The 12,016-nt window shown below is 63.4% G+C and carries 9 protein-coding genes; 4 read left to right on the top strand and 5 right to left on the bottom strand.

The features are described from left to right. Positions 1-14: 14 nt before the first annotated feature. Positions 15-1,325, bottom strand: coding sequence for an aminotransferase class III-fold pyridoxal phosphate-dependent enzyme (locus DTX69_RS11875; RefSeq protein ID WP_119301741.1), 1,311 nt, complete (start codon positions 1,323-1,325; stop codon positions 15-17). Positions 1,326-1,599: 274 nt separating this feature from the next. Between DTX69_RS11875 and DTX69_RS11870 the strand changes: the two genes are divergently transcribed. The 3 genes from DTX69_RS11870 to DTX69_RS11860 are packed head-to-tail and all read left to right on the top strand — an operon-like array spanning position 1,600 to position 5,846. Further along, on the top strand, positions 1,600-2,628 hold the full coding sequence (locus DTX69_RS11870) for an LpxL/LpxP family acyltransferase (RefSeq protein WP_162917107.1): 1,029 nt from the start codon (positions 1,600-1,602) through the stop codon (positions 2,626-2,628). A gap of 9 nt (positions 2,629-2,637) precedes the next feature. Further along, the gene (locus DTX69_RS11865; protein WP_119301739.1) at positions 2,638-4,236 is read left to right on the top strand and encodes a glycosyltransferase family A protein; all 1,599 of its coding nucleotides are present in this window, start codon (positions 2,638-2,640) and stop codon (positions 4,234-4,236) included. Beyond that, positions 4,233-5,846 carry a glycosyltransferase family 2 protein gene (locus tag DTX69_RS11860; protein WP_162917106.1) on the top strand — a complete coding sequence of 538 codons (1,614 nt, stop codon included), beginning with the start codon at positions 4,233-4,235 and terminating at the stop codon, positions 5,844-5,846. Before DTX69_RS11865 ends, DTX69_RS11860 begins: the two co-directional genes overlap by 4 nt. 27 nt (positions 5,847-5,873) lie before the next feature. Here the strand turns inward: DTX69_RS11860 and DTX69_RS11855 are convergent, their stop codons facing one another. From DTX69_RS11855 to DTX69_RS11840, 4 genes are all read right to left on the bottom strand, one after another. Further along, the gene (locus tag DTX69_RS11855) at positions 5,874-6,773 is read right to left on the bottom strand and encodes an ABC transporter permease (RefSeq protein ID WP_119301737.1); all 900 of its coding nucleotides are present in this window, start codon (positions 6,771-6,773) and stop codon (positions 5,874-5,876) included. Next, the gene (locus DTX69_RS11850) at positions 6,770-7,774 is read right to left on the bottom strand and encodes an ABC transporter permease (protein ID WP_284735712.1); all 1,005 of its coding nucleotides are present in this window, start codon (positions 7,772-7,774) and stop codon (positions 6,770-6,772) included. Before DTX69_RS11850 ends, DTX69_RS11855 begins: the two co-directional genes overlap by 4 nt. Then, positions 7,767-8,852, bottom strand: coding sequence for an ABC transporter ATP-binding protein (locus DTX69_RS11845; protein ID WP_119301736.1), 1,086 nt, complete (start codon positions 8,850-8,852; stop codon positions 7,767-7,769). The genes DTX69_RS11850 and DTX69_RS11845 overlap by 8 nt, the downstream gene beginning before the upstream one ends. A 141-nt stretch (positions 8,853-8,993) precedes the next feature. Beyond that, on the bottom strand, positions 8,994-10,169 hold the full coding sequence (locus DTX69_RS11840; protein ID WP_119301735.1) for an extracellular solute-binding protein: 1,176 nt from the start codon (positions 10,167-10,169) through the stop codon (positions 8,994-8,996). A gap of 277 nt (positions 10,170-10,446) precedes the next feature. Between DTX69_RS11840 and pdxR the strand changes: the two genes are divergently transcribed. Continuing rightward, positions 10,447-11,955, top strand: a complete 1,509-nt coding sequence (gene pdxR, locus DTX69_RS11835) for a MocR-like pyridoxine biosynthesis transcription factor PdxR (RefSeq protein ID WP_284735711.1) — start codon at positions 10,447-10,449, stop codon at positions 11,953-11,955. Positions 11,956-12,016: the final 61 nt, after the last annotated feature.

Below are 12,016 nucleotides of genomic sequence, written 5' to 3'. Positions count from 1 at the left end.
TTCGTTTTCGCCGGTCAGTATTCGGAAAACACCTCGCGGAAGATAGTGCAGATTTCGTCAATATCGCGCTTCTCAGCGACCAAAGCAGGCGCGCAGATGCCGGAATCGCCGGTGAACTTGATGTGCAGGCCGCGCTTGAACAGCCGCTTGGTGGCGTCATAGCCGCGCAAGCCTAGCCGTTCCGCCGGTGCCAGATCGATACCCGCCAGCATGCCGAAGCCGCGGATGTCTGTGACCGCCTTGATTCCCTTGAGATCGAACATGCGGTCGAGGAAGTAAACCGACACCTCCGCGGCCCGCTCGAACAAACCTTCGCGCTCGAAGATATCGAGCGCAGCGATGCCCGCCGCGCAAGCGGCCGGATGGGCGGAGTAGGTATAGCCGTGGAAGAATTCCACAGCGCCATCGAGCGCCGCGCTCGTCACGGTGTGATAAACCTTTTCGCTGACCGCCACCGCGCCCATTGGCAGCGCACCGTTGGTCAGCGCCTTCGCCATGGTAATCATGTCCGGCTGCACGCCGAACGACTGCGCCGCGAACGCCTTGCCGGTGCGCCCGAAGCCGCAGATCACCTCGTCGAACACCAGCAGGATGCCGTGCTTGTCGCAGATCTGGCGCAGGCGCTCGAGATAGCCTTTGGGCGGCACCAGCACGCCGGTCGAGCCGGCGATCGGCTCGACGAAGCAGACGGCGATCGATTTCGACCCGAACAAGTCGACGAAGCGCTGCAGATCATCCGCCAACTCCGCGCCTTTGTCGGGCTGGCCGCGTACAAACCGGTTCTCCGGCATCCAGGTATGGCGCATGTGGGCGACGCCCGGCATCACCGCGCCGAAGGCCTCGCGGTTGCGCACCATGCCGCTCAAGGAAACGCCACCGATATTGACACCGTGATAGGCGCGCTCGCGGCTCACGAAGCGCGTGCGTTGCCCCTCGCCTTTGGCGGTGTGATAGGCCATGGCGATCTTGAGCGCGGTGTCGACCGACTCAGACCCTGAATTGCAGAAGAACACGTAGTCGAGGTCGCCGGGGGTGATCTTCGCCACCTTGCGCGCCAGCTCGAAGGAAGCCGGGTGCCCCAACTGGAAATGCGGTGTGTAGTCGATCTCCTTCATCGCCGCGTGCACCGCCTCGGTGATCTCGGTCCGGCCATGGCCGGCCGCGCAGCAGAACAGACCTGAGGAGGCGTCGATCAGCTTGTCGCCATGGTGATTCCAGTAATGCATGCCCTTGGCCTTGACCATCAGGCGCGGGTCGGCCTTGAAGTCGCGGTTGGAGGTGAATGGCATCCAATGGTTTTCGAGGGTGTTCGCGGTGTATTGCATGGCTCCTGGTCCATCGAGGCCGAGCGATGGCGCCATGCTAGGGGCCGGCGGGACGCGGGACAGGGCCAGTCCAGCCAAATCGAGCACGCCAACCGGGACAGCTGGTGCGGCGTCAGTGCAGGAAGGCCGCCCCAGGGCCTAGGCACTCTCCGTAGGCCTCTGCTAAAACCGCTTCGATTATGGCCATATGTGAATGTTTGCGGCGCTCTGGTCTGGGGAATAGCGTGATCCGATGGGAGGTGGGGAGCAGAAGCGACAGGGGGCTTCGCCGAAGGTGGGCGACGCGTCGGCCGGCACGATCGTGCATCGGCCGCGCGACCTGACTGAGAAACGTCTTTGGCATAGGTCCGACCTTGCCATCGCCGGGTCGCTGGTAGCGCTCTTGCCACCCTCCTGGCTGCTGCCCGAGCGGTCGTGGCGGCGACTGTGCCGCGCAGTAGCGCGTGCTCCAGGGCTGGTCGACCGCAAGACGCTCGGTCTGACGATCGCTGGAATCGTCAGAGGTCTTCAACTCGATCACCGGCGCGCCAGTACCATCGCACTGGATCTGCAAGCGGCGGTCTATGAGCTGCGCATGCAGAACCTGCGTGGCTGGCGACCCGGAGGCTGGCGCCCCGAGGTCGCACTCAAAGGGGAAGAGCACATCGTCCGCGCACTGGAACGCGGCAATGGTGTCATTCTGTGGGTGGCGCATTTCGCCTTCAACGGCGGCATCACAAAGGTCGCCCTCCACAAACGGGGCTATCGCGTCTCCCATCTCAGCCGTCCGGAGCATGGGTTCTCTAAGACCCGGTTCGGGATTGAATGGCTCAATCCGGTGCGCTGCATCCCGGAGGACCGCTACCTGGCGCAGCGCATCGTTTATGACCGGCGCGCGCCCTCCACCGCGATGCGGCGCATGACGCGTGCGCTCGCGAGCGGCAACATCGTGTCGATCACAGCCGGCGCTTGGGAAGGCAGCGGCCTGGTCGAAGGGCCGTTTCTCGGTGGAACCCTGGCGCTTGCAACCGGCGCCCCGAGATTGGCGGCGTTGACTGGCGCGGCGCTGCTGCCGGTATTCTCGATCCGCGACCGGGGAGGCCGTTTTGTCGCACTGGTCGAACCGCCGATCTCCGCATCGCCGGATATGGTAAGTTCTGAATACTGCACTGCCGCGACGGCCGAGTATCTGAGCCGACACGAGCCATGGGTACGGCAATTTCCCGAGCAGTGGCGGGGGTGGAAGGAATTGCGGTTTGCGGCAGCTGCCACGTCTGCGATCGCAGATCGCACGCGTACGATTGGCGCAGCAGTCGGACCTTAGGGGGAGACGGTGCAACATCCCCAGCAGGCGGCGCCCACAGGTCCATGGCCGAACCTGCCTGACCTCCTCCTCGCGGAAGGGTCGGTAAATGATGAAAGCTGGCGCGACGCGCTCGCCGTGCTGCGCATGATCGTCGATGAAATCCCGGGCCCTAGTGCTCCGGATCGCCTGTTTGGCCGTCCGTGCCCGGTACCGGCCGCACGGTGGCATCTCCAGCAGTTGGAAGGCCTCCATCGGGAGACCGGCGCCCCGCCGCTGTCGCCCGCGGAGCAAGCCCGACTCATCTATCACCGCCGCATGCTGGCCTACCTAGTCGCGCCGCAGGAGAATCGGAACCGCCCACTCGTTACCATCCTGATCCCGACGTACAACCGCGCGACTCTGCTGCCGGACGCCGTCCGGAGCTGCCTGGAGCAGAGTTGGCGGCCGATCGAAATTCTGGTGATCGATGACGGGTCGGAGCAGGATGTAGCCGCGGCACTGCAGACGTTTGGCGATGCCGTCCGGCTTCACCGGAAGCCGCATGGCGGCGTGGCCAGTGCGCGCAACCTTGGCATCCGCCTCGCGCGGGGCGAATTCGTCCACTTTCTCGATTCCGATGACCTGCTGCTGCCCCACGCGATTGAACGGAATGTGGGAGCATTCGCCGCCATACCGGATGCGACGCTCTGCTTCGGCATGGCGCTCGAGCGCAATCTCCCAGGCGTGGCCGTGCCGAAAATTCGTGTGCCCAACGGTACCGACCACTGCGCCACCTCCGATTTCCTGGCGGCCGCGATCAGCCGCTGCCCGTTCTTCACGCCGACCGTGATGATGCCGCGCTGGGCGATGCTCGCCGCCCACCCCTTCGAGGAGGACCTGCCCCGCGGGGAGGACACGCGCTATTGGTTTCGGCTGGGCCTTGCGGGCGTCAAGGCGATCGGTCATGCGGAGCCGCTCATCATCCGCCGCGTGGTTCCCGACGGCCTGAGCGTGACGCCCAATGTGGGCGAATCGGCGCTCGTGCTCCGCGTGAGGAATCTACGCGACCTGATCCTGTCGCCCGCGGTGTGGCCCCACGCCGGATCCGTTCTCCTGCAGGTGATGCGAAAGATGGAGGATGCCGACAACGTTTCACCACAGCCCCTCCGCGACATCCTGGCGCGCGAACGGCTGGTCTCGACCTTGGCGGACTTGGGCGACGGCCGTGCACGGGACGGGCTATCACCCGTACCCCTGCTGGCCGATCTGAGAAACCGGCTCGAGGTGGCGCACGGGGTCGTGCCGAGCGAACGCGTGCTCTCGATCTTGCACGAAGTGCGCGAGGTCATGTCAGCTGCTCTCAAATCCGCCGCGCCATTGACGAGCCGCGATGTCGCATATTGGGCGGACGGCAGCACCCGAGCGCGTCGGAACACCTCTATTGGGAACTTGTTTCGCGTGCTGGCCAAGCTGTCGGCGCGTGACCCCGATTTGCCGAAGCGGATCGATCCCGTGCTCCGCCGCTGCTGCCCGAGCCCGGCCGCGCAAACAGTGAAACGCTATCGCAAGCTGCGACGCAGGCTTCGGTCCGGCGCGCTTGCGGCGCGGCTCACATGGCGCTCCGCCTATTGGATACGACGGCAATGAACGGCTGCGATCCATCCGTCGAGAACCAGTCGAATCCTGCGTGCTCGCAGCAGGTCGAGCTGCAATACCTGGCTGACATCATCATGTCCGAGGGCGCCGCGCGCAACGCGCCGAGCGATCCCGTGCGGGCGCAACTGTCGGCTTGCATGGCTGCCTGGCGTCCAGCGCTGGAGAGGCCGCTGGATCTGGCCGGGCGGGACTGCGCCCTGCCTGCGCCTCAATGGCACTGGCAAAGGCTGCTTGAGCATGTTGGCAATGGAGAAAAACGAGAGTCTGACCTGGATCGCGCGCGGCGGCTGTACCATGCGCGGTGGCTCGCTCATCTTCTGGCGCCTGAACGGGCCGAGTATCAGCCGCGGGTCACCATACTCATTCCTGTTTTCAATCGCGCCGCGATGGCGATTGAGGCGGTCGAGAGCTGTCTGGCGCAGGACTGCAAGGCACTGGAAATCCTGGTGGTCGACGATGGCTCGACGGACGACCTTGCCGGTGCGCTGGCGCGCTTTGGAGGTGCAGTCCGTCTTCATCGCCAACCGAACGGCGGCGTCTCGAGCGCGCGCAACGCCGGGATCCGCTTGGCCACGGGAGATTTCATCCATTTTCTCGATTCGGACAATCTGCTGCTGCCCAAGGCAGTCTCGCGCAAGATCGAAGCCTTTGCTCATTTTGCCGATGCGGAGCTTTGCTACAGCTTGGCGGTGATGAAGGGAGCACGCGCGGCTGACTTGCCACCCGTGATACGCCCGGGCAGCGGGCCCGGTTGTCCGACCATAAGCCTGCTGAATTGCGGACACCCGCATCCATTCTACGTATCCTGCGTCATGCTGCCGCGATTCACCCTGCTGTCGGCGGGTGGCTTCGAAGAAGACCTCCAGCGGGGCGAGGATACGCGCCTCTGGAGCAAGCTTGCCTTACGCGAGATCAAGGTGATCGGCCTTGATGCCGAATTGACCGTTCGACGGCTGAGTGAGGCCACCCTGAGCGCCACGCCGATCGAGCCGTCGCTACACTTCGCGATCAGAGCGCGCATGATTGCGGATTTCCTCGGCAGCTCCAGAGCGTGGCGGCGCGCCCGCAAGACGTATCGCGCAACGCTCCCTCTCGTGCTTGGGGACGGCGCTCGCGGGCCGCTCTCGCCCGTACCCGAACGCGACCTGGCCAACCTGCTGGCAGCGATTTCTGCGTTGGGTACCGGGGTTCGGCCCGAGGGTGTGTCACCATTGCCACTATTGGCATACTTGCGTCACGTGACCTCGGGTTCTCTGGTGGCCCGGTCCGCGCGGCACCGCGACGGAACCGACCTGCTCGGGACACTCTATGCGACGATTGACAGGGCGGCGCGTCGGGCGGCACGGCTGACGCCACCGGACCTCGCCTTCTGGGCCGAAGCGGCGACGCTGGACCGCAGCGTGGGTCGATTTCAGTCCTTCATCGACAAGTCCAGGCGCCTGATCGCATCCGATCCGGCTGCGCTGTCGGTGATCGACGAACTGTTGCGCAGTGCCTCCCTTATCCCTGGCAAGCGCGCCTTCCGGACTTATCTGCGCCTGCGGCGATGGAAGGTGCCGCGATGGGTTTCGCTGAAGCTGATTGAGCGTTGGCCAAGCTAGGCTAGGCCACGGGCTCGGGACGTTCCCCTATGCTGAGGACGGCTGGGGCAAAGCAGCGGTCTCGCCTTCGCTACGTTCGGCGACCTTGGCACGCTTCTGCGCCTGTTCGGCCCGCTTCTGCTCCCGGCGCTTGGCGAGTTCGTACAGAATCGCGCCGAACAGCGAGACACCGATGATGATGACAGCCAAAGCGGAGAGCGCCGGCGTCGTTCCCTGCCGCACCTCGCCGGCCAGCACGGTCACCAGCGTCTTGTCCGCCAGGATCGCGAAGGTCGTCGTATTGTAGTTCTCGAACGAGGACAGGAACCCGATGACGATCGCCGAGATGATGGCGGGCTTCAGGAACGGCAGCAGGATGTGCCAGAACACCTGCGGATAGGAGGCGCCGAGATCGAGGGCCGCTTCCTCCTGCGCCCGGTCGAAGCGGGTGAGCCGCGCCATGAAGATCAGCAGGCAATAGGCCGAGATGAAGCTCGATTGGCCGAGGATGGCCAGGATGATGCCTTTGTAGAACACCGCCTTGGTGAAGTCGGTGATGCCGAGCACGTCCTTCCAGAAGATGACGGTCGAGATGCCGATGATGACGCCGGGCGTCAGCAGCGGCGAGATCGTCACCAGATAGAACAGGCCGCGGGCGCGATGATAGATCTGGCTCATGATGATGGAGGCGGCGAGCCCAGCGGGCACCGAGACCGCCACCACGCCAAGACCGATGATGATGGAGTTCCACAGGCCTTCCATCATGGCGCGGTGGTTCCACAGCTTCACGAACCAGTCGAGTGTGAAGGATTCGAATGGATAGGCCTGCGGATAGGTTGGCGTGTTGAAGGCGGTGATGCCCATCACCACCAGTGGCCCGAACAAATAGGCGAAGAACAGGAAGATATAGAAGCCGATCATCCCCTTCATGATCCAGATCGACTTCATTTTATGGTCTCCCCAAGCGACACCTTGAAGAGACGCAGCATCAGCATGACGAGCGCAATGCAGGCGGCCAGCAGGATGAATGCGTAGGCGGAGCCGCGCGCCCAATTGAAGTTCTGGAAGAAGAAATTGTAGATGACCGAGGTGAACCACAGCGTCCGCGGACCGCCGAGGAATTGCGGAGCGGCCAGCGATCCCGCCGAGAGCATGAACACCATGGTGCAGCCGGACGCGATGCCCGGCTTTGCATAGGGAATGACCACATCCTTGTGGATGCGCCACCAGGGCGCGCCGAGATCGCGCGCGGCTTCGATCTGGTTCTTGTCCAGGCTCTCGATCGCATTGTAGAGCGGGAAGACCATGATGAGCAGATACGCATAGGACAGGCCGACATAGAGGCCAACATTGGCCCCCAGGAAATCGATGGGGGCATCGGTGAAGCCGAATCCCATCAGCATCTGGTTGATCAAGCCCTTGGAGGCGAGCAGCAAGCGGAGCGAAAAAGCGCGCAGGATCTCGTTCACCCAATAAGGCACGATCAGCGCCAGCATCAGCAGGCGCACCTTCTGCGCGCCGCCCGATTGGGCCATGTAGAAGGCGAGCGGATAGCAGATCGCGAAATTGAGCGCCGTGACCGCGATCGAAGCGATGATCGAGAAGACGAAGGCGCCGATATGCGTCACGTTGAGACCGCCGCCGACCGGCTGCACGAAGAACGATTGGTATTGCGCCAGCGTCAGAACGTCCTCGGGTCCGCCGCGCTTGGAGGGCGGCAGCTGAGGGTGGAAGCTCTCGACCACCATGTAGAGGTAGGGCAGCACGACCAGGAACAGGGTCCACAAAGCCACCAGCGCGATGAACAGGATGCCGAGCGTCATGCCGTTGCGTTCGAAATAGCCCTTGTGCGTCGGATCATGGGAAAGCTTCGCCTCCCGCCGCGCCATCAGCCAGAAAATGGCGATGACGATGAACGGAACGACGAGGACGATGAGGCGGCTATTCACGGGCCAGCTGCCCTTCCGGCAAGGCGAGACCGAGCGCGGCATCATAGGAGATGGCCGCAACCTGGCCCTGCTCCGGAATGCTGGTCGTACCCTGGCGGCCGACGCTGATGGTGATGTTTTTCTTGCCCACGCCTTCGAGATAGACGTGAGTCATGTTGCCTTCGAACGCGACGCTCTTCACGGCCGACGACAAGGTGGTATCGGTGGCTCCTGCTCCAAGCCGGATCGATTCCGGTCGCACGAACAGGATGGCTTTGTCCCCCGCCCGCAAGCCGCGCGGATTGCGCCCGCGCAAGCGACCGAACTTCGTCTCGATCAAAGCGGAGGAACCATCGGCCTGGGCGACGGTCCCGGCAAAAGGATTGTTCTCGCCCACGAAGGAGGCGACGAAGGCAGTGGCCGGCTCGTCATAGATGGTTTTGCCGTCGGCGACCTGCTGGATGACACCGTCGCTCATGACCGCGATGCGATCCGACATGGTCAGCGCTTCGCCCTGATCATGGGTGATGTAGATGAAGGTGATGCCGACCATCCGCTGGATGATGCGCAGCTCATTGCGCATGTGCTGGCGCAGCTTCAGATCCAGTGCCGATAACGGCTCATCAAGCAACAGCACTTGCGGCTGAACGGCCAGAGCGCGCGCGATCGCCACACGCTGCTTTTGCCCGCCGGAGAGTTCGCTCATCTGCTTGTTGCCCTGGCCCGGCAGGGCAATGAGTTCCAGCAGCTCGTCGGCCTTCTTCGCGCGCATGTCCTTGTCGATGCCACGCACGCGCAGGCCATAGGTGATGTTCTCCGCAACTGTCATCAGCGGGAACAGGGCTAGGTTCTGGAAGATCAGCGCAGTGGGACGCCTGTTGGGGCCGATCCCCGCCATGTCCTTTCCACCGATTCGCACCTTGCCTTCGGAGGGCTCGAGAAAGCCCGACACGGTGCGGAGAATCGTTGTCTTGCCGCAGCCCGACGGACCGAGAAAGGAAAAGAACTCGCCCCCCTTGATGTCCAGGGTTGCACCGCTGACGGCTGTGAAATCCCCGAATCGGACCGTCACATGGTCCAGTTCGACGCCCGCACTCATCTGCCTTGCCCTGTCCCGTTATTCTTGTGGTTCCGGCGAGTTTCCATGCTAGGCCAGACAAGATCAAGCAGGAACCGGTTGGGCCAAAAAGAGTCGGCCCCGGCGAACCGGGGCCGACCACATTCTCTATCCTGCTATTGATTAGGCGGCGACGAACTGATCGACGTACTGGCTGCGGATTTCGGCATACCAGCTCGGCTCTGCCGGCCACGGCCACACGTGGTCCAGCGAATCGCCGGGATAAGCTTCCTGGAAATTCTTCTTGAAGGCTTCCGAGGTGAGCGCATCCGCTCCGGTCACGACCGGATTGTAGTTCGATACATCGGATACTTGGGCCGAGACCTCCGGCGTGTGGAGGTAATTGATGAACTCGTAGACCTGCTCGGTGTTCTTCGCAGACTTCATCAGCGAGATGCCGTCGAGCCAGACGATGGCGCCTTCGACCGGCGCCTGATAGCTCACCGGTTTGCCTTCCTTTTTCAGGGAGAGCGGCGGACCGTCCCAGGTCTGGCCGAGCCATACGTCGTTCTCCATCAGGCCCGACTTGGTATTGTCGGCGGAATCCCAGAACTGCTTGACCCAGGACTTGTGCTCGATCGCAAACTTCAGGATCGGGTCCCACAGCTTCTTGAACGTCTCTGCGTCCTTATAGCCGTCCACCATGCGATTGGACGGCTGCTTGCCGGTATAATCCCACCACAGGCCGATGCCGAGTAGGAAGGAATGGCCGCGGCCCTGCGTATGGCCCTTGACCTCTTCGTCCCACAGCGAACCGAAGCTCAGCTTCGTCAGGTCGCCCTTATAGAGATCTGTCCGGAAGGAGAGCGCTTCCGAGCCCCAGACATGCGGCAAGTGGTAAAGGCCATCGTCCCACGTCCAGAGACTCTTCGAGTTCCCGATCATCGAGGGAATCAGCGCGGACATGTTCTTCAGCTTGTTTGTGTCCCAGGGGGCCAGGACCTGAAGCTCCCTGTACTGTGGCGCACGATTGGCAGTCGGCTGGCAAATGTCGAAGCCTTCACCGCCGGTCGCCTGCAGCTTGTTGATCTGCTCTTCGTTCTGCGAGAACGGCGTCTGGTTGACCTTGATGCCGGTGGCCTTCTCGAAATTCGGGATCACCGGATCAGGAAACTCGTCCGACCACATCAGTAGATTGAGCTCGCCCGAAGACGAGAACGCATCGCGCACATACATCGGTCCGACGGCCGCAAACGCGCCCGCCGCGGCTGCGCTCTTCAGCATCGTGCGGCGGCTGAAGGCTCGTGCGGAAAGCAACAGCTCCCGCGTCCGCTTTTGCTCCTTGGAAAGCTTCGTCATTAGTACCTCCCTCGACGAACTTGGCCCGGCGGCCGCATGGCCGACCGGCGCTTCGGGAGTAGACGCTGAGAAACCCGACTGGCCCAAAGTTCTGGTCCAACCGGATGTGCAACGCTCTGACGCCTGCTCCCCGAACTCCACGCCACGACTGAGCGTAATTGAAGTTGCGCGCGACTGGCAATGTGCTTCACGATTATTTCATGGCAGTGATATAGTCCTGCCATATCGCTCGGCCTGGACTTGGAGCCAGATGCTGGGGCCAGACCGGGAGAATGCTTTGGGCCACCCGTCCCGCACGTTTCTGTTTCATCTCGAGCCCGAAAAAGGCACGACGCTCCAGGCGCAGCTCCGTCGCATGCTCGTCTCCGCCATTCTCGATGGCCAGATTCCACCGGGCGGTGCCTTGCCCTCCTGCCGATCGCTGGCGCAGACGCTGAAGATCGCCCGCAATACCGTCGTGCTGGCCTATCAGGATCTGGTGGAAGAGGGCTTCCTCATCGCGCGCGAGCGCAGCGGCTTTTTCGCCAACCCCGACATCCTGGGCGGTCGCGTCCGGCCCAGCGAGATCGCCGATCAGGCTGCCGAGGCCAAAGCGCCGCTCACGCGCGCGGCGCCGGATTGGCAGGAACGCTTTCGCCTGCACCCCAGCGCGCAAAGGAATATTGTCAAGCCGGCCAATTGGCAGGACTATCCTTATCCCTTCATCTATGGCCAGGTCGACCAGGGCAATTTCCCGCTGGCGGCGTGGCGCGAATGCTCGCGCCAGGCGCTCAGTGTCACCGCCGTGCGCGACTGGTCCAAGGATCGTTTCGCAGAGGATGACCCGCTGCTGATCGAGCAGATTCGCACGCGCCTGCTGCCGCGCCGCGGCGTGCGCGTGGCGCCCGACGAGATCCTGGTGACCGTGGGCGCGCAGAACGCGGTCTATTTGATCGCGAGCCTGCTGTTCGATCGCGACACCACCTTCGGCATTGAGAACCCCGGCTATACCGACGCGCGCAACATCGCGAGCCTGCATGCGGGGCGCGTGGTCGGCATCGGGGTCGACGAACAAGGCATGGTGCTGAGCTCCGAACTCGATTCCTGCGACTACGCCTATGTGACGCCAAGCCACCAGTTCCCCACCACCGTCACCATGTCGCTGGAGCGGCGCCACGCGCTGCTGGAGCGGGCGGCCGCCTCCGACGTGGTGGTGATCGAGGATGATTACGAAAGCGAGCTGGCGCATCAGGGCTCGCCGCAACCGGCGCTGAAATCCCTCGACCGCAATAACCGCGTCATATTCATCTCGTCCTTGTCGAAGACGCTGGCGCCGGGCTTGCGCATGGGATTCATGGTGGGTCCCGCGGAGCTGATCCGCGAGGCGCGCGCCCTGCGCCGACTGATGATCCGTCACCCGGCCGCCAACAACCAGCGCACGGTGGCGATGTTCCTGGCGGACGGGCATCACGATGCGCTGCTGCGGCGCCTGTGCAATGTCTATCGCGAGCGGCTGGCGGCGGCGATCACTGCGCTGGTCAAGCATCTGCCGGAATTCACCGTCAATCTCACTGCCGGCGGAACCGCCTTGTGGATCAGGGGGCCGAAGCAGCTCGACATGAACGCGGTGGAGAAGGAGGCGCTGAAGCGCGGCGTGGTGATCGAGCCTGGCGCAGTGCACTTCATGGCGCAACCAGGACCTGCCAACTACTTCCGCCTGGGCGTCTCCTCCATCCCCACCGAACGCATCGAGCGCGGCATCACGCTGCTCGCCGAAACGGTGCGCGAGCAGCTGAAGCGGGGATAGGGCGCAAGCAACCCCTGGCCCAAGCGGGCGCAAAGTGCTGGACCTATGACTGGGCCAGCCG

Origin of the sequence: Dongia deserti, assembly GCF_003574735.1 — a bacterium.
Taxonomy (GTDB): domain Bacteria; phylum Pseudomonadota; class Alphaproteobacteria; order Dongiales; family Dongiaceae; genus Dongia_A; species Dongia_A deserti.
The sequence above is the reverse complement of the archived record's forward strand: the minus strand, read 5'-3'. Positions and strand labels throughout refer to the sequence as shown.